This is a genomic window from Enterobacter sp. ODB01, from assembly GCF_001623605.1.
GTDB classification, from domain to species: domain Bacteria; phylum Pseudomonadota; class Gammaproteobacteria; order Enterobacterales; family Enterobacteriaceae; genus Enterobacter; species Enterobacter kobei.
The window spans coordinates 2,823,876-2,840,849 of sequence record NZ_CP015227.1 but is presented as its reverse complement, the minus strand read 5'-3'; the positions used below and the strand labels follow the sequence as shown (position 1 = coordinate 2,840,849).

The 16,974-nt window shown below is 53.2% G+C and carries 17 protein-coding genes; 13 read left to right on the top strand and 4 right to left on the bottom strand.

Going from position 1 to position 16,974, the window contains the following annotated elements; translation table 11 throughout:
* Positions 1–155 precede the first annotated feature (155 nt).
* A complete protein-coding gene (locus A4308_RS13515; protein ID WP_045281778.1) occupies positions 156–1,655 on the top strand; it encodes an EAL domain-containing protein in 1,500 nt (499 codons plus the stop codon).
* A gap of 1 nt (position 1,656) precedes the next feature.
* Here the strand turns inward: A4308_RS13515 and A4308_RS13510 are convergent, their stop codons facing one another.
* From A4308_RS13510 to icd, 3 genes are all read right to left on the bottom strand, one after another.
* The gene (locus A4308_RS13510) at positions 1,657–1,902 is read right to left on the bottom strand and encodes a DUF2543 family protein (RefSeq protein WP_014883428.1); all 246 of its coding nucleotides are present in this window, start codon (positions 1,900–1,902) and stop codon (positions 1,657–1,659) included.
* A 69-nt stretch (positions 1,903–1,971) separates the two neighbouring features.
* Positions 1,972–2,319, bottom strand: coding sequence for a DUF1304 domain-containing protein (locus A4308_RS13505; protein ID WP_045281777.1), 348 nt, complete (start codon positions 2,317–2,319; stop codon positions 1,972–1,974).
* 77 nt (positions 2,320–2,396) lie between these two features.
* Positions 2,397–3,647 carry an NADP-dependent isocitrate dehydrogenase gene (icd, locus tag A4308_RS13500; protein WP_014883426.1) on the bottom strand — a complete coding sequence of 417 codons (1,251 nt, stop codon included), beginning with the start codon at positions 3,645–3,647 and terminating at the stop codon, positions 2,397–2,399.
* Positions 3,648–3,764: 117 nt separating this feature from the next.
* Here icd and rluE point away from each other — a divergent pair, with 117 nt between their 5' ends.
* From rluE to A4308_RS13460, 8 genes are all read left to right on the top strand, one after another.
* The gene (gene rluE, locus A4308_RS13495; RefSeq protein ID WP_014883425.1) at positions 3,765–4,418 is read left to right on the top strand and encodes a 23S rRNA pseudouridine(2457) synthase RluE; all 654 of its coding nucleotides are present in this window, start codon (positions 3,765–3,767) and stop codon (positions 4,416–4,418) included.
* Between the two features lie 9 nt (positions 4,419–4,427).
* Positions 4,428–4,901 carry an NUDIX hydrolase gene (locus tag A4308_RS13490; protein ID WP_023332725.1) on the top strand — a complete coding sequence of 158 codons (474 nt, stop codon included), beginning with the start codon at positions 4,428–4,430 and terminating at the stop codon, positions 4,899–4,901.
* A gap of 40 nt (positions 4,902–4,941) precedes the next feature.
* Entirely contained in the window at positions 4,942–6,054 is a 1,113-nt protein-coding gene (gene mnmA / locus A4308_RS13485) for a tRNA 2-thiouridine(34) synthase MnmA (RefSeq protein WP_014883423.1), read from the top strand.
* Positions 6,055–6,080: 26 nt separating this feature from the next.
* Positions 6,081–6,710 carry a high frequency lysogenization protein HflD gene (hflD, locus tag A4308_RS13480; RefSeq protein WP_014883422.1) on the top strand — a complete coding sequence of 210 codons (630 nt, stop codon included), beginning with the start codon at positions 6,081–6,083 and terminating at the stop codon, positions 6,708–6,710.
* Positions 6,711–6,729: 19 nt separating this feature from the next.
* The gene (purB, locus tag A4308_RS13475; RefSeq protein WP_014883421.1) at positions 6,730–8,100 is read left to right on the top strand and encodes an adenylosuccinate lyase; all 1,371 of its coding nucleotides are present in this window, start codon (positions 6,730–6,732) and stop codon (positions 8,098–8,100) included.
* Positions 8,101–8,223: 123 nt separating this feature from the next.
* A complete protein-coding gene (gene phoP / locus A4308_RS13470; RefSeq protein ID WP_014883420.1) occupies positions 8,224–8,895 on the top strand; it encodes a two-component system response regulator PhoP in 672 nt (223 codons plus the stop codon).
* Positions 8,896–10,359 carry a two-component system sensor histidine kinase PhoQ gene (gene phoQ, locus A4308_RS13465; protein ID WP_014883419.1) on the top strand — a complete coding sequence of 488 codons (1,464 nt, stop codon included), beginning with the start codon at positions 8,896–8,898 and terminating at the stop codon, positions 10,357–10,359. It begins immediately after the preceding gene.
* Between the two features lie 91 nt (positions 10,360–10,450).
* On the top strand, positions 10,451–11,572 hold the full coding sequence (locus A4308_RS13460) for a ribosomal protein uL16 3-hydroxylase (protein ID WP_014883418.1): 1,122 nt from the start codon (positions 10,451–10,453) through the stop codon (positions 11,570–11,572).
* Positions 11,573–11,661: 89 nt separating this feature from the next.
* On the opposite strand, the gene pepT is transcribed toward A4308_RS13460, so the two are convergent.
* Entirely contained in the window at positions 11,662–12,885 is a 1,224-nt protein-coding gene (gene pepT / locus A4308_RS13455; RefSeq protein ID WP_014883416.1) for a peptidase T, read from the bottom strand.
* Positions 12,886–13,122: 237 nt separating this feature from the next.
* On the opposite strand from pepT, the gene potA reads away from it, so the two are divergent.
* Genes potA through potD form a run of 4 tightly spaced genes read left to right on the top strand, consistent with a single transcriptional unit; the run spans position 13,123 to position 16,931 of the window.
* Positions 13,123–14,271, top strand: a complete 1,149-nt coding sequence (gene potA, locus A4308_RS13445; protein ID WP_198923270.1) for a spermidine/putrescine ABC transporter ATP-binding protein PotA — start codon at positions 13,123–13,125, stop codon at positions 14,269–14,271.
* Entirely contained in the window at positions 14,255–15,112 is an 858-nt protein-coding gene (gene potB / locus A4308_RS13440; RefSeq protein WP_045282226.1) for a spermidine/putrescine ABC transporter permease PotB, read from the top strand. The genes potA and potB overlap by 17 nt, the downstream gene beginning before the upstream one ends.
* The gene (potC, locus tag A4308_RS13435; RefSeq protein WP_014883413.1) at positions 15,109–15,900 is read left to right on the top strand and encodes a spermidine/putrescine ABC transporter permease PotC; all 792 of its coding nucleotides are present in this window, start codon (positions 15,109–15,111) and stop codon (positions 15,898–15,900) included. Before potB ends, potC begins: the two co-directional genes overlap by 4 nt.
* Positions 15,897–16,931, top strand: a complete 1,035-nt coding sequence (gene potD / locus A4308_RS13430) for a spermidine/putrescine ABC transporter substrate-binding protein PotD (RefSeq protein WP_045282227.1) — start codon at positions 15,897–15,899, stop codon at positions 16,929–16,931. The genes potC and potD overlap by 4 nt, the downstream gene beginning before the upstream one ends.
* Positions 16,932–16,974: the final 43 nt, after the last annotated feature.

The following is a 16,974-nucleotide window of genomic DNA, read 5'->3' as shown; positions in this document are numbered from 1 at the left end:
CACTGTAACAAAGCTCAGGTTAAGAGGAAAATGAATTGCACTTAAGCATAGTTCATCCGCCTGGATTAGGCTGACTACCCATATTATCGGGGTTGTAGCAAGCCCAGCCTGTGATAAGATTTGAAAAATCAGGGAGCGGACAAGGTATCTGGAAAATGAAAAAGATCGTTGCCGTTACTATCGTTTCAGCGTTTCTGGTCTTTCTGTCTCTCTATACGGTCAATGCGGTTATCATGGGCCAGCAGAAAAGCAAACTGCGTGAGATTTCCCAGACCCTTTTACAGTATTCAGAAGGCCTGTCTCAGAGCGTGGCGCAGACACTTAAAGGCCTGACCACTCAGGGATGCGACAAAGCCAGCCTTGATCGCTACAGACAGATTAAGCTCGACAGCCTTTATTTTGCAGACATCGGTTTTATAGAGCAGGGAAAAATAATCTGTACCGCTTTTTGGGGAAAACTCGCTAACCCTGTCCCCCTGCCAGAAGAACTCCATAAAACACCCAGGGGATTCCTGCTCGCGCAATTTTCCAGAAAAGATTTTTTCACGGGCAATGCGGCCATCTACAATAATCTTATTATCTTCTCCTCCCGCTACGCTTACGATAAATTCACCCCGGTTACCAACAATTACTCACTCAGCGCAACCACCAAAGACTTTGCCAGAATATTTTTTTCAGCAACCCATGAGGTAAAAGAACAGGATGGGGTACATTCCACGTTATTTACCCTCACCCTCACACAGTGCAGCACTTCCTGGGATTTGTGCGTCATTGTGAAGCATCACCATGCAGGACTGGCCTCGTTATCTCCCGCGGTGTTTGCCTTTCTCGTGGCTATTTTATGTTTTATCTGGATTGCGATAACGTTATTTTTCTTTCGACTCAATGAAGACCGCTTTTCACTGGAACGGACGTTGGTTAAAGCCGTCTTAACCAACACTATTGGCGTTCACTACCAGCCCATAATTCGCATTCAGGATAGCAAAATAGTGGGCGTGGAGGTTTTATCGAGATGGCGCGACGCAAAACACGGTGACGTCTCGCCGGAATTGTTTATTCCATTAATCCAGAAAATTGGTTTGTATAAAAAATATTATACCCATATTCTTGAGAAATCCCTTAAGGACATCGCACCGCTGGTGCTTAAGCATCAGCTGGTCGTTTCGCTCAATGTTGGTCGAACGGAAATTGAAGATGGACAATTTATCAGCATTTTGCGCCGTGGATGTTTAGCCAACAACATTCCGCTGTCTCTGGTAAAAGTCGAGCTCTCTGAAAAAGCCGTTTCCACCGCGAATATTCTGGAGGGCTTCTGTCAGAAGTTAAAATCCCTTGGTGTCAGAATATCCATTGATGACTTCGGTGTGCAAAACTCCAACCTGGCCAGGCTTTCGCTTCTTGAATATGATGAGATCAAAATCGACAAGTCGCTGGTCGATGGCATCAGTGAGCATTATAAGCAGAACATTTTTGTGATCTTTAGCGACGCCCTCGCAAAACTGAATAAAACGCTGGTTTTCGAAGGCGTTGAGAACGAAATACAATTCCGCTTTATTGCTGAACGATATCCTGAGGCTCTGGTTCAGGGATGGTATTTTTCAAAATCTGTTTCCCGCCGTGAGCTTGCGAAGCGGCTCCTGGGTCTGGCGCGGTAGGCTATTCATTTCCCCACTGATTAAGGAAGTTCGCAATATCATCAATACGTTCAGCATGAACCCCGGCTTCACGCGCCATCTCTTGCTGAGCTTCCTCATCAATCTCCTCATTATTTGATAACCGCGTGAGCAGCAGCTGGAAATAATGCGCCAGTGGGTCCTGCTCTGACTCACTGACAGGCTTTGCGGCTTCCGTCGCGTATTCTTCGACGATGTCATAATACTTCAATGGGATGTCGTTATTCATAACTGTCTAAACCTCTCAGGATGAAGCCACAAGTATATCGGACGACGCACGGTTGACCAACGCGTTGCTTCAGATAAGCAGCGCAAGCAGGGCGGCAAGCGCAGGTAAAGCCTGAACATACAGAATCTTCCGGCTGGCGGTCACTGCGCCAAAGAGACCGGCAATCAGCACGCAGGCCAGGAAGAAGATGGCCACATGAACACCCTCTTCACCGAGCCAGAGGCTCCAGAGCAAACCCGCCGCAAGAAAACCGTTGTATAGCCCCTGATTCGCGGCCAGCACGCGGGTTTCACGCGCAAATTCCGGGTTGAGATTAAACGCCTTATGCCCGGTTCTGGTGTCCCACAGGAACATTTCCAGCACAAGGATGTAAAGATGGATAAATGCAACGACAGCGATAAGAACAGTGGCTAGCATCGTGTTATTTCCTGCAGGCAGAGGCAAAAAAAACGGGAACCCTCAGGCCCCCGCTCTTGTTTAACCCAGAGTCTGGATTACATGTTCGCGATGATCGCGTCGCCAAACTCTGAGCATTTCAGCAGTTTAGCGCCTTCCATCAGACGTTCGAAATCGTAAGTTACGGTTTTCGCGTTGATCGCGCCTTCCATACCTTTAACGATCAGGTCTGCGGCTTCGAACCATTCCATATGACGCAGCATCATCTCTGCGGACAGGATGATAGAGCCTGGGTTCACTTTGTCCTGACCTGCATATTTAGGAGCAGTACCGTGGGTCGCCTCGAACAGAGCGCACTCGTCACCGATGTTTGCACCAGGGGCGATACCGATACCGCCAACCTGTGCTGCCAGGGCGTCAGAGATGTAGTCACCGTTCAGGTTCATACAGGCAATCACGTCGTATTCAGCAGGACGCAGCAGGATCTGCTGCAGGAACGCATCGGCGATCACATCTTTAACGATGATCTCTTTGCCGGTGTTCGGGTTCTTGATCTTCTGCCACGGGCCACCGTCGATCAGCTCACCGCCGAACTCTTCTTTCGCCAACTGGTAACCCCAGTCTTTGAAGGCACCTTCGGTGAACTTCATGATGTTGCCTTTGTGAACCAGAGTCACAGAGTCACGGTCGTTGGTGATCGCGTATTCGATAGCCGCGCGCACCAGACGTTTAGTCCCTTCTTCGGAGCATGGCTTGATGCCGATACCGCAATGTTCAGGGAAGCGAATTTTCTTCACGCCCATCTCTTCGCGCAGGAATTTAATCACTTTTTCTGCGTCTGCAGAGTCTGCTTTCCACTCGATGCCCGCGTAGATGTCTTCTGAGTTTTCGCGGAAGATAACCATATCGGTCAGTTCAGGGTGCTTAACCGGGCTTGGGGTGCCCTGATAGTAACGCACCGGACGCAGACAGACGTACAGGTCCAGCTCCTGACGCAGTGCCACGTTCAGGGAGCGGATACCGCCGCCGACTGGGGTGGTCAATGGGCCTTTGATAGCAACGCGGTAGTCGCGGATCAGGTCCAGCGTTTCTGCTGGCAGCCAGACGTCCTGGCCATAAACTTGAGTCGATTTCTCACCGGTGTAAATTTCCATCCAGGAAATTTTACGCTCGCCTTTGTAGGCTTTCTCAACAGCGGCATCAACCACTTTCAGCATTGCCGGGGTAACGTCTACACCGATACCGTCACCTTCAATGAACGGGATAATCGGATTGTGAGGAACGTTAATCTTGCCGTTTTGCAGGGTGATCTTTTTACCTTCCGCCGGAACAACTACTTTGCTTTCCATTAACCTCTCCTTCGAGCGCTTCTGGTTGTTACTGATCTTATGTTAATAAATTGTAATGAGCCCTTCGATAGTACCTGAATGTCCTGCGCCATGAAAGGTCTTCGTTATTAGGCTATAATGCGGCAATTGATAACGCCTGAAAATACCATGAAGAAAACTTCTTTTACAAAACACCGGGTTGAGCGATTCAGCTCACGACAAGCCGCCAGAAGACCGCAAGAAACCCAGCCGAAGCGGGTTATTTTGTTCAATAAACCCTACGATGTTTTGCCGCAGTTCACCGATGAGGCCGGACGCAGCACGCTGAAGGATTACATTCCCGTTCAGGGCGTTTACGCCGCCGGGCGTCTGGACCGGGACAGCGAAGGACTTTTAGTTTTAACCAACGACGGCGCTCTGCAGGCAAAGCTCACACAGCCGGGAAAACGCACGGGCAAAATTTACTTCGTGCAGGTCGAAGGCGAACCGGACGAAGAAACGCTGGAGAAATTACGCCGCGGCGTAACGCTGAACGATGGTCCAACCCTGCCTGCAGGTATTGAACGCGTGAATGAACCGGAGTGGCTATGGCCGCGCAATCCGCCCATCCGCGAACGCAAATCCATTCCGACAAGCTGGCTCAAAATCACCCTTTATGAAGGCCGCAACCGTCAGGTTCGGCGCATGACCGCTCACGTCGGCTTCCCTACTCTGCGTCTGATTCGCTACGCCATGGGCAGCTACACCCTGGAAACGCTGGCAAACGGTGAATGGCGAGACGTTACCGCTTAAGGAGTCACTATGTTTAAACCTCATGTTACGGTCGCCTGCGTGGTCCACGCCCAGGGTAAATTCCTTGTGGTCGAAGAGAGCATTAACGGTAAAGCGCTGTGGAACCAGCCAGCCGGGCACCTTGAAGCCAATGAGACCTTACTGCAGGCAGCAAAACGCGAGCTGTGGGAAGAGACCGGCATACACGCCGAACCCCAGCACTTTATCCGACTGCATCAGTGGATTGCGCCCGATAGCACCCCGTTCCTGCGCTTCTTGTTTGCCGTCGAGCTTAGCGAAATGTGCGCCACAGAGCCGCAGGATAACGATATCGACCGCTGCCTGTGGGTGACTGCCGAGGAGATCCTTAACGCGCCAAACCTGCGCTCGCCGCTGGTTGCGGAAAGCATTCGCTGCTGGCAGTCTGCTGGCCGCTTACCGCTGGAAGTCATCGGCGCATTTAACTGGCCGTTTACAGAGGGTGCCAATGGTGGGGGGGCGTGATAGAATACGCCGCCTTGAAGTTCAATGTCGTGAGTATTCCATGTCAGATAACAGCCAGAAAAAAGTGATCGTCGGCATGTCCGGCGGTGTCGATTCCTCCGTTTCCGCCTACCTGTTACAGCAACAGGGCTATAAGGTGGAGGGCCTGTTCATGAAGAACTGGGAGGAAGATGATGGCGAGGAATACTGCACTGCCGCTGCGGATCTCGCCGATGCGCAGGCCGTGTGCGATAAGCTCGGCATTGAACTGCACACCGTTAACTTTGCTGCAGAATACTGGGATAACGTCTTTGAACTGTTCCTGGAAGAGTACAAAGCGGGGCGCACCCCGAACCCGGATATTCTGTGCAACAAAGAGATCAAATTTAAAGCCTTCCTGGAATTCGCTGCGGAAGATCTGGGCGCAGACTACATTGCGACCGGCCACTACGTGCGTCGTGCAGATGTGAATGGCAAAAGCCAGCTGCTGCGCGGTCTGGACGGCAACAAAGATCAGAGCTACTTCCTTTATACCCTGAGCCACGAACAGATCGCCCAGAGCCTGTTCCCGGTTGGCGAGCTGGAAAAGCCGCAGGTACGTAAAATCGCGGAAGAGCTGGACCTGATCACCGCGAAGAAAAAGGACTCTACCGGCATCTGCTTCATCGGTGAGCGCAAATTCCGTGATTTCCTTGGCCGCTACCTGCCTGCACAGCCGGGTAAAATTGTCACCGTTGATGGCGATGAGATCGGCCAGCACCAGGGGCTGATGTACCATACTTTAGGCCAGCGCAAAGGTCTGGGTATCGGTGGAACCAAAGATGGCAGCGAAGATCCGTGGTATGTGGTCGACAAAGATGTCGAAAACAATATTCTGGTTGTCGCCCAGGGGCACGACCATCCGCGTCTGATGTCCGTTGGCCTTATCGCGCAACAGCTGCACTGGGTCGATCGCGAGCCGCTGAAAGGCACGCTGCGCTGCACGGTGAAAACGCGCTACCGTCAGACCGATATTCCTTGCACCGTTACCGCGCTCGATGACGATCGCATTGACGTGCGTTTTGACGAGCCGGTTGCCGCCGTCACCCCGGGTCAGTCTGCTGTCTTCTACAGCGGCGAAATCTGCCTGGGCGGCGGGATCATTGAACAGCGCCTGCCGCTGCCCGCTGTTTAACAGAGCGCACACATAAAGGAGACCATGTGGCGAAGAACTACTACGACATCACCCTGGCGCTGGCAGGAATTTGCCAGTCTGCCCGTCTGGTGCAACAGCTGGCGCATCAGGGTCATTGCGATGCCGATGCCCTGCACGTTTCACTCAACAGCGTTATCGACCTTAACCCCGGTTCAACTCTGGGTGTATTTGGTGGGAGTGAAACCAATCTTCGTCTCGGTCTTGAAACCCTGCTTGGCGTGCTTAACGCCAGTAGTCGTCAAGGGTTAAACGCAGAACTGACCCGCTACACCTTAAGCCTGATGGTACTTGAGCGTAAGTTGAGCGCGGCGAAAGGCGCGCTCAATACCCTGGGCGATCGTATCGGCGGGCTCCAGCGTCAACTCGACCATTTTGATCTGCAATCCGAAACGCTGCTGAGCGCGATGGCCGGTATTTACGTTGATGTCATCAGCCCGCTGGGCCCACGTATTCAGGTCACCGGATCCCCTGCCGTGCTGCAAAGCCCACAGGTGCAGGCAAAAGTACGTGCGTCCCTGCTGGCAGGGATCCGCGCCGCCGTGCTGTGGCATCAGGTTGGCGGTGGCCGTCTGCAGTTAATGTTTTCTCGTAATCGCCTGACCACTCAGGCAAAACAAATTCTTGCTCATTGTTAACCTCCCGGAGTTGCGAATTATGGAATTATCCTCACTGACCGCCGTATCCCCTGTCGATGGACGCTACGGCGATAAAGTCAGCGCGCTGCGCGGGATCTTCAGCGAATATGGTTTGCTGAAGTTCCGTGTTCAGGTTGAAGTACGCTGGCTGCAGAAGCTGGCCGCCCAGGCAGCAATCAAGGAAGTTCCTGCTTTTGACGAAAAGGCAAACGATTACCTTGATAAAATCGTTGCTGAGTTTAGCGAAGAAGATGCCGCGCGCATTAAGACCATTGAACGCACCACCAACCACGACGTGAAAGCGGTTGAGTACTTCCTGAAAGAGAAAGTGGAAAGCGTCCCTGCCCTGCACGCGGTGTCAGAGTTCATTCACTTCGCCTGTACCTCTGAAGATATCAACAACCTGTCTCACGCGCTGATGCTCTCTACCGCGCGTAAAGAGGTTGTGCTGCCTTACTGGCGTAAGATCATCGACGCGGTGAAAGCGCTCTCCGTGGAATACCGCGACATTCCGCTGCTTTCCCGTACTCACGGCCAGCCAGCCACCCCTTCCACCATGGGTAAAGAGATGGCGAACGTGGCGTACCGCATGGAGCGCCAGTACCGCCAACTGGAACAGGTTGAAATTCTTGGCAAAATCAACGGTGCAGTCGGTAACTACAATGCCCACATCGCCGCTTACCCGGAAGTGGACTGGCACCAGTTCAGCGAAGAGTTTGTCACCTCCCTGGGTATTCAGTGGAACCCGTATACCACGCAGATTGAACCGCACGACTATATCGCTGAGCTGTTTGACTGCATCGCGCGCTTCAACACCATTCTGATCGACTTCGATCGTGACGTGTGGGGCTACATTGCGCTGAACCACTTCAAGCAGAAAACCATCGCCGGTGAAATTGGTTCTTCCACCATGCCGCATAAAGTGAACCCAATCGACTTCGAAAACTCCGAAGGCAACCTGGGCCTGGCGAATGCGGTGCTGCAGCATATGGCGAGCAAACTGCCGGTATCCCGCTGGCAGCGTGACCTGACCGATTCCACCGTGCTGCGTAACCTGGGCGTGGGCATTGGCTACGCGCTGATCGCGTACCAGTCCACCCTGAAAGGCGTGAGCAAACTGGAAGTGAATCGCGATCGTCTGCTGGACGAACTGGATCACAACTGGGAAGTGCTGGCGGAGCCGATTCAGACCGTGATGCGTCGCTACGGCATCGAAAAGCCGTATGAAAAACTGAAAGAGCTGACTCGCGGCAAGCGTGTAGATGCTGAAGGCATGAAACAGTTTATTGACGGTCTGGCACTGCCAGAAGAAGAGAAAACGCGCCTGAAAGCCATGACGCCGGCGAACTACATTGGCCGCGCCATTACCATGGTCGACGAGCTGAAGTAACACCCCTTCCCCCCTTTCCGCCCGGAAAGGGGGTTGCTTTTCCCCGGTTTACTGAATGTTTATCCCCACGGCAACATAATCAGCGTTAAACTATTCGTACTACATATTCTGGGAGAAAAGATGATGCGCGTACTGGTTGTTGAGGATAACGCATTGCTACGCCACCACCTGAAGGTTCAGCTTCAGGAGATGGGACATCAGGTGGACGATGCTGAAGATGCAAAAGAAGCCGATTATTATCTCAATGAACATCTGCCGGATATCGCCATTGTCGATTTAGGCTTGCCTGATGAAGACGGTCTGTCGTTAATTCGTCGCTGGCGCAGCCATGATGTTTCTCTCCCGGTGCTGGTTCTGACCGCCCGCGAAGGCTGGCAGGACAAAGTTGAAGTGCTCAGCGCCGGTGCGGATGATTACGTCACCAAGCCGTTCCATATTGAAGAAGTGGCTGCGCGAATGCAGGCGCTATTACGCCGCAACAGCGGGCTGGCTTCACAGGTTATCTCCATTCCGCCTTTCCAGGTGGATCTCTCCCGACGCGAGCTCTCGATTAACAATGAAGTGATCAAGCTGACTGCATTCGAATACACCATCATGGAAACGCTGATCCGTAACAGTGGCAAGGTTGTGAGCAAAGACTCCTTAATGCTCCAGCTCTACCCGGACGCGGAGCTGCGCGAGAGCCATACTATTGATGTGCTGATGGGGCGTTTGCGTAAGAAAATTCAGGCGCAGTACCCGCAGGATGTGATCACAACCGTCCGCGGCCAGGGCTACCTGTTTGAATTACGCTAAATGAGACAGATTTTGCGCCATATTCTGCCCCTCTCACTGCGGGTTCGTTTTTTGCTGGCAACGGCCGCAGTGGTGCTGGTGCTGTCGCTCTCCTACGGTATGGTCGCCCTGGTGGGTTACAGCGTCAGCTTCGATAAAACGACTTTTCGACTGTTACGTGGCGAAAGTAATCTGTTTTACACTCTGGCGAAATGGGAAAACAACCGTATCAGCGTTGAAATGCCCGAGAACCTGAATCAACAGAGCCCTACTTTAGCTCTGATTTACAACGAAAAAGGGAAGTTGCTGTGGGCGCAAAGAGATATCCCGTGGCTGGTTAAAAGCATTCGTCCGGAGTGGCTTAAAACCAATGGTTTTCATGAGATAGAAGCCGATCTTAACACCACCAGCTCGCTGATTCGCGAAGATCGCTCTATGCAGCAGAAACTCAATGAAATCCGCGAGGATGATGCCGAAACGGAGATGACGCACTCCGTGGCGATTAATATCTACCCGGCGACGATGAACATGCCGCAGTTGACCATTGTGGTGATCGACACCATTCCTGTCGAGCTCAAGCGCTCCTACAGGGTCTGGAGCTGGTTCGTTTATGTTCTGGCCGCTAACCTGCTGCTGGTAATCCCGCTGCTTTGGGTGGCGGCGTGGTGGAGCTTGCGCCCCATTGAATCCCTGGCGCGAGAGGTGCGCGAGCTTGAGGAACACCATCGCGAAAAACTCAATCCGGAAACCACCCGTGAGCTGACAAGTCTGGTACGTAATCTCAATCGCCTGCTGAAAAGTGAACGTGAACGCTATGATAAGTACCGTACAACTCTGACTGACCTCACTCACAGCCTGAAAACACCGCTGGCCGTGATGCAAAGTACCCTGCGTTCAATGCGCAGTTCAAAGCTGAGCGTTGATGATGCCGAGCCGGTGATGCTGGAGCAGATCAGTCGAATCTCACAGCAAATTGGCTATTACCTGCACCGCGCCAGTATGCGTTCCGGCAGCGCGCTTCTGAGCCGCGAGCTGCACCCGGTGGCACCGCTGCTGGATAATCTTACGTCCGCCCTCAACAAGGTGTACCAGCGTAAAGGGGTGAACATCAGCCTCGATATCTCGCCTGAGATAAGCTTTGTCGGCGAAAAGAATGACTTCATGGAAGTCATGGGCAACCTGCTGGATAACGCCTGTAAATACTGCCTGGAGTTTGTGGAAGTGTCTGCGCGTCAGACGGATAACGAGTTACATATTATCGTTGAAGATGATGGCCCGGGGATCCCGCGCAATAAACGTGATGTGGTGTTCGATCGCGGCCAGCGCGCCGATACGCTGCGCCCCGGCCAGGGGGTGGGGTTAGCCGTCGCACGTGAAATTGTCGACCAGTACGATGGAAAAATTGAAACCAGCGAAAGTTTGCTGGGCGGCGCCAGAATGGAAGTGATTTTTGGTCGCCAGCAGCCCACATCGAACGATAGTTAACCCGTTATGTGAAAAATGCGAGGATCTCGCAGCCGGGGGGCTGAGCTTCCGTTATAATCCGTGTCAGTAAGAACCTGCGGAATAAAAAAATATGGATTATCACTTAACGCTTAACTGGCCCGAGTTTATTGAACGTTACTGGCAAAAACGCCCGGTGGTTCTGAAACGTGGGTTCAGCAACTTTGTCGACCCTATCTCGCCTGACGAACTGGCCGGTCTGGCCATGGAAAACGAAGTCGACAGCCGCCTGGTCAGTCACCAGGACGGGAAATGGCAGGTCAGTCACGGTCCTTTCGAAAGCTATGATCATCTCGGTGAAAACAACTGGTCGCTGCTGGTGCAGGCCGTCAACCACTGGCACGAACCCACTGCCGCGCTAATGCGCCCGTTCCGCGCCCTGCCCGACTGGCGGATGGACGATCTGATGATCTCCTTCTCCGTTCCGGGTGGCGGCGTGGGTCCGCACCTGGACCAGTACGACGTGTTTATTATTCAGGGTACGGGTCGCCGCCGCTGGCGCGTGGGCGAGAAAGTGCCGATGAAACAGCACTGTCCGCATCCGGACCTGCTTCAGGTGGATCCGTTTGAAGGGATTATTGATGAAGAGCTGGAGCCAGGCGATATTCTCTACATTCCGCCTGGGTTCCCGCATGAGGGTTACTCCCTGGAAAACTCGCTCAACTACTCGGTTGGGTTCCGCGCACCAAGCGGTCGCGAGATGATCAGCGGCTTTGCCGACTATGTTCTGCAACGCGAGCTGGGCAGCTATCGCTACAGCGATCCGGATGTGCCTGCGCGCGAGCATCCGGCAGATATTCTGCCAGCAGAGCTGGACAAGCTGCGCGGTATGATGCTGGATCTGATCAACGAGCCGGAACATTTCAGACAGTGGTTTGGCGAGTTTATTAGCCAGTCCCGCCACGAGCTGGACGTGGCGCCTCCGGAGCCGCCTTATCAGGCTGACGAGATTTATGATGCCCTTCAGCAGGGCGACAAGCTGGTTCGTCTGGGCGGGTTGCGCGTGCTACGCATCGGTGAAGAGGTCTTCGTCAATGGCGAGAAGCTGGATTCCCCGCACCGTCCTGCACTGGAAGCGATTGCCAGCCATATGGTTCTGACTGCTGAAACCTTTGGCGATGCGCTGGAAGATCCCTCATTCCTCGCCATGCTGGCCGCGCTGGTTAACAGCGGGTATTGGTTTTTTGAGGATTGAGTCTTGAGATGTGCCGGGTGGCGGCTTCGCCTTAGCCGGCCTACATTCCGATCGTAGGCCCGGTAAGCGCAGCGCCACCGGGCAATGTCTCACCGCTTCGCGGTCAACTCCGCAATCCGCACAATCACCTTCACCGCTTTTTCCATTCCTTCCAGCGTCACAAACTCATGCTTGCCGTGGTAGTTGTAGCCACCGGTAAACAGGTTCGGGCACGGCAATCCCATAAATGACAGCTGCGAACCGTCGGTACCGCCACGAATCGGTTTTAAGATCGGTTCAATATCGCAGTCGCGCATTGCCTGCCGGGCGATATCAATTATGTGCGGATGCGCCATCACCTTCTCACGCATATTGTAATAGCTGTCTTCGATGATGAGTTCAATGTAGCAGTCAGGATGCAGCCCTTTGCCTACCTTTTTGGCGATTTCCATCATCTTACGCTTGCGCGCTTCAAAGGCTTTACGGTCAAAATCGCGCACGATGTAGTGCATCTGGGCGCTATCCACGGTGCCCTTAATGCTGGTCAGGTGATAGAAACCTTCATATCCGTCTGTCATCTCCGGGCTCTCTTGCGCGGGGACTTCAGCATGAATACGCGACGCCAGCGACAGCGCATTCACCATCACCCCTTTGGCTGAACCGGGGTGAACGTTGTTCCCGACAATTTTAATGGTCACCGAAGCGGCGTTAAAGTTTTCATACTCCAGCTCGCCCACGCCACCGCCATCGACGGTGTAGGCCCACTGCGCGTTAAAAGCCTCCACATCGAAATGTTTCGCGCCTTTCCCCACCTCTTCGTCCGGCGTGAAAGCAACCCGGATATCCCCGTGCGGAATGTTTTTGCCTTTCAGCACCGCCAGCGCCGTCATGATCTCCGCGATCCCCGCCTTATCATCTGCGCCCAACAGCGTTTTCCCGTCGGTGGTGATGAGCGTCTGACCGAGCAGCTGGTGCAGGACCGGGAACATCACGGGAGAGAGCACTTCGTCGCCAATGCCCAGCGCAATATCACCGCCGCGGTAGTTTTCAACAATCTGCGGGTTCACATGTTTACCGCTAAAATCCGGAGAGGTGTCGACATGGGAGATAAAGCCAATCGCCGGGATATCACCCGGGACATTCGCCGGCAGCGTCCCCATCACAGTGCCCTTTTCGCTTAACGTGACGTTAACCAGCCCCATGGCGTCGAGCTGCTCTTTAAGCAGGTTTAATAACTTCCACTGGCCTTCGGTGCTTGGCACCTGGCGGACACCCGGTTTAGATTGGGTATCCAGCGAAACGTACTGTAAAAAACGCTCAAGTAATTTATCCATGCAGTCACCCTCACTTTTTGTGACAACATTATCAATAAGCATCAAAACGCAAATATTGCGTCAGGTCACTTTTATCCCGCAAACGAGAATATTTTCCGTTTATATCGTTCTGCGTTAGTAAATGTAGCTTATGAATCAGTGACAAGGATTGGCGATTCCCGAGGTTTGCCGTAGAATGTCCGCCCTCATTACGAGTCACCAAGGTGGTTACACACAAACCCCGCTTCGGCCTGCTGCCTGAGGCGTCTATATGGGACAGTGCAAAAATTGAATACACAACCCCGTTCTCGTTCACCGCTGGTGCAACTTGAACGAATTCGTAAAAGTTTTGATGGCAAAGAGGTCATTTCCGACCTCAATCTGACCATCAATGACGGCGAGTTTCTTACGCTGCTTGGCCCCTCCGGCTGCGGCAAGACAACCGTACTGCGCCTTATCGCCGGGCTGGAAAGCGTCGATAATGGCCACATCCATCTTGAGAACCAGGACATAACCCAGGTTCCTGCCGAAGATCGCCACGTCAATACCGTCTTTCAGAGCTATGCCCTGTTCCCGCACATGACCGTGTTTGAGAACGTGGCGTTTGGCCTGCGGATGCAAAAAACGCCGGCCAGCGAGATCCCCCCGCGCGTCACGGAAGCCCTGCGGATGGTGCAGCTGGACGAGTTTGCTCAGCGAAAACCCCACCAGCTCTCCGGCGGTCAGCAGCAGCGCGTGGCCATTGCCCGTGCCGTGGTCAATAAACCGCGCCTGCTTCTGTTAGATGAGTCGCTTTCCGCGCTGGACTACAAACTGCGCAAGCAGATGCAGAACGAGCTGAAGGCGCTACAGCGCAAGCTTGGCATCACCTTTGTCTTCGTCACCCACGACCAGGAAGAGGCGCTGACCATGTCAGACCGTATTGTGGTAATGCGCGATGGCAAAATAGAGCAGGACGGCACGCCGCGTGAAATTTACGAAGAGCCGAAAAACCTGTTTGTCGCCAGCTTCATTGGCGAAATCAATATCTTTAATGCCACGGTGATTGAACGTCTGGACGATCGGCGCGTGCGCGCGAACGTGGAAGGACGTGAATGCAATATCACCGTGAACTTCGCCGTCGAGAAGGGACAAAAACTCAACGTCCTGCTGCGTCCTGAAGATCTGCGTGTCGATGAAATTCACGGTAATACCGAAGCCGAAGGGCTTATCGGCTATATCCGCGAGCGCAATTACAAAGGGATGACGCTGGAGTCCGTCGTCGAACTGGAAAATGGCAAAATGGTGATGGTCAGCGAATTCTTTAACGAGGACGATCCTGACTTCGACCACTCTCTCGACCAGAAAATGGTTATCAACTGGGTAGAAAGCTGGGAGGTTGTACTGGCTGATGAAGAACACAAGTAAATTCCAGAAGGTGGTGATTACCACTATCGTCGGTTGGCTTGTGTTATTTGTCTTTTTACCCAACCTGATGATCATCGCCACCAGCTTTCTGACACGCGACGATGCCCACTTCGTTAAGCTGGTCTTTACGCTGGATAACTACGCGCGCCTGCTCGACCCGCTCTATTTTGACGTGCTTCTGCACTCGCTGAATATGGCGCTGATTGCTACCGTCACCTGCCTGCTACTGGGGTATCCTTTCGCATGGTTCCTGGCCGGGCTGCCACAAAAGGTGCGCCCGCTTTTGCTGTTTCTGTTGATTGTGCCGTTCTGGACCAATTCGCTGATTCGCATCTACGGGTTAAAAATCTTCCTGAGCACCAAAGGCTACCTCAACGCGTTTCTGCTGTGGCTGGGGGTGATTGATACCCCTGTACGCATCATGTTTACTCCGGGTGCGGTGATTATTGGCCTTGTCTATATTCTGCTGCCGTTTATGGTGATGCCGCTCTACTCCAGCATCGAGAAGCTCGATAAACCGCTGCTGGAAGCGGCAAAAGATCTGGGTGCTAACAAGCTGCAAACCTTTATCCGCATTATCATTCCACTGACCATGCCCGGCATTATCGCCGGTTGTCTGCTGGTGATGCTCCCGGCAATGGGGCTGTTCTACGTGTCAGATCTCATGGGCGGAGCAAAAAACCTGCTGATTGGTAACGTGATCAAGAGCCAGTTCCTGAACATCCGCGACTGGCCGTTCGGATCCGCGACCAGCATTACGCTGACGGTGGTAATGGGGCTGATGCTGCTGGTCTACTGGCGGGCCTCACGATTGCTGAATAAAAAGGTGGAACTCGAATGATCGGTCGACTGCTTCGCGGCGGTTTTATGACCGCCATTTACGCTTACCTTTATATTCCGATTATCATTTTGATCGTGAATTCGTTTAACAGTTCACGCTTCGGCATCAACTGGCAGGGCTTTACCACCAACTGGTACAGCCTGCTGATGAATAATGACAGTCTGCTGCAGGCCGCTCAGCACTCGCTGACGATGGCGATTTTCTCCGCCACCTTCGCCACGCTGATCGGTTCCCTCACCGCGGTGGCATTGTATCGCTATCGCTTTCGCGGTAAGCCGTTCGTCAGCGGCATGCTGTTTGTGGTAATGATGTCGCCGGATATCGTGATGGCGATTTCGCTGCTGGTGCTGTTTATGCTGCTGGGCATTCAGCTTGGCTTCTGGTCGCTGCTGTTTTCCCACATCACCTTCTGCCTTCCGTTTGTGGTGGTTACCGTCTTTGCACGTCTGAAAGGGTTTGACGTGCGTATGCTTGAGGCGGCGAAAGATCTGGGGGCCAGCGAGATGACCATCCTGCGCAAAATCATTCTGCCGCTGGCGATGCCCGCGGTAGCCGCAGGATGGCTACTCAGCTTTACGCTGTCGATGGATGACGTGGTTGTTTCTTCGTTCGTGACCGGGCCGAGTTACGAAATCCTGCCACTGAAGATCTATTCGATGGTCAAAGTCGGCGTCTCACCTGAAGTGAACGCGCTGGCGACCATTCTGTTGGTGTTTTCGCTGGTTCTGGTGATTGCCAGCCAGATTATTGCTCGTGATAAAACAAAATCTCAGGGGACAATGAAATGAAAAAAATGCTCGCCGCTGCGGCACTGGTACTTGGCATGGGTGCCGCGCACGCTGATGACGGTAAAACGCTCTACTTCTATAACTGGACCGAGTATGTGCCACCGGGCCTGCTGGAACAGTTTACGAAAGAGACGGGCATCAAGGTCATCTACTCGACCTACGAGTCGAATGAAACCATGTATGCCAAGCTCAAAACCTACAAAGACGGCGCATATGATCTGGTGGTGCCGTCTACCTACTTTGTCGACAAAATGCGCAAAGAGGGCATGATTCAGAAGATCGATAAAACGAAGCTCACTCACTTCAACAATCTCGATCCGGAGATGCTCAACAAGCCGTTTGACCCGAATAACGACTACTCCATTCCTTACATCTGGGGCGCAACCGCAATTGGTGTCAACAGCGAGGCTATCGATCCGAAAACCGTTACAAGCTGGGCCGATCTGTGGAAACCGGAATACAAAGGCAGCCTGCTGTTAACCGACGACGCGCGCGAAGTGTTCCAGGTAGCGCTGCGTAAGCTCGGCTACTCCGGCAATACGACGGACCCAAAAGAGATTGAAGCGGCCTATAACGAGCTGAAAAAGCTGATGCCTAACGTGGCGGCATTTAACTCTGATAACCCGGCAAACCCGTATATGGAAGGCGAAGTGAATCTGGGCATGGTGTGGAACGGCTCCGCGTATGTTGCCCGTCAGGCCGGTACGCCGCTGGAGGTAGTGTGGCCGAAAGAAGGCGGGATCTTCTGGATGGATAGCCTCGCGATCCCTGCCAATGCCAAAAACGTGGAGGGTGCGCTGAAGCTGATTAACTTCCTGCTGCGCCCGGACGTGGCGAAGCAGGTTGCCGAAACGATTGGCTACCCGACACCGAACCTCGCGGCACGCAAGCTGCTGAAGCCTGAAGTGGCTAACGATAAGTCACTCTATCCGGATGCCGACACCATCAGCAAAGGGGAATGGCAGAACGACGTTGGTGACGCCAGCCGCCTCTACGAAGAGTATTACCAGAAACTAAAAGCGGGCCGATAAACGGCATCGCGCTATTCCTCACGCCGTGCTAACGGCGTGAGGA

Excerpts from the sequence above, each read along its gene's own strand:
- A4308_RS13510 (WP_014883428.1), bottom strand. The coding sequence starts at position 1,902 with ATGAATAACGACATCCCATTGAAGTATTATGACATCGTCGAAGAATAC.
- purB (WP_014883421.1), top strand. The coding sequence starts at position 6,730 with ATGGAATTATCCTCACTGACCGCCGTATCCCCTGTCGATGGACGCTAC.
- A4308_RS13505 (WP_045281777.1), bottom strand. The coding sequence starts at position 2,319 with ATGCTAGCCACTGTTCTTATCGCTGTCGTTGCATTTATCCATCTTTAC.
- pepT (WP_014883416.1), bottom strand. The coding sequence starts at position 12,885 with ATGGATAAATTACTTGAGCGTTTTTTACAGTACGTTTCGCTGGATACC.
- icd (WP_014883426.1), bottom strand. The coding sequence starts at position 3,647 with ATGGAAAGCAAAGTAGTTGTTCCGGCGGAAGGTAAAAAGATCACCCTG.
- phoQ (WP_014883419.1), top strand. The coding sequence starts at position 8,896 with ATGAGACAGATTTTGCGCCATATTCTGCCCCTCTCACTGCGGGTTCGT.
- rluE (WP_014883425.1), top strand. The coding sequence starts at position 3,765 with ATGCGGCAATTGATAACGCCTGAAAATACCATGAAGAAAACTTCTTTT.
- A4308_RS13490 (WP_023332725.1), top strand. The coding sequence starts at position 4,428 with ATGTTTAAACCTCATGTTACGGTCGCCTGCGTGGTCCACGCCCAGGGT.
- potB (WP_045282226.1), top strand. The coding sequence starts at position 14,255 with ATGAAGAACACAAGTAAATTCCAGAAGGTGGTGATTACCACTATCGTC.
- A4308_RS13460 (WP_014883418.1), top strand. The coding sequence starts at position 10,451 with ATGGATTATCACTTAACGCTTAACTGGCCCGAGTTTATTGAACGTTAC.
- A4308_RS13515 (WP_045281778.1), top strand. The coding sequence starts at position 156 with ATGAAAAAGATCGTTGCCGTTACTATCGTTTCAGCGTTTCTGGTCTTT.
- potD (WP_045282227.1), top strand. The coding sequence starts at position 15,897 with ATGAAAAAAATGCTCGCCGCTGCGGCACTGGTACTTGGCATGGGTGCC.
- phoP (WP_014883420.1), top strand. The coding sequence starts at position 8,224 with ATGCGCGTACTGGTTGTTGAGGATAACGCATTGCTACGCCACCACCTG.
- mnmA (WP_014883423.1), top strand. The coding sequence starts at position 4,942 with ATGTCAGATAACAGCCAGAAAAAAGTGATCGTCGGCATGTCCGGCGGT.
- potC (WP_014883413.1), top strand. The coding sequence starts at position 15,109 with ATGATCGGTCGACTGCTTCGCGGCGGTTTTATGACCGCCATTTACGCT.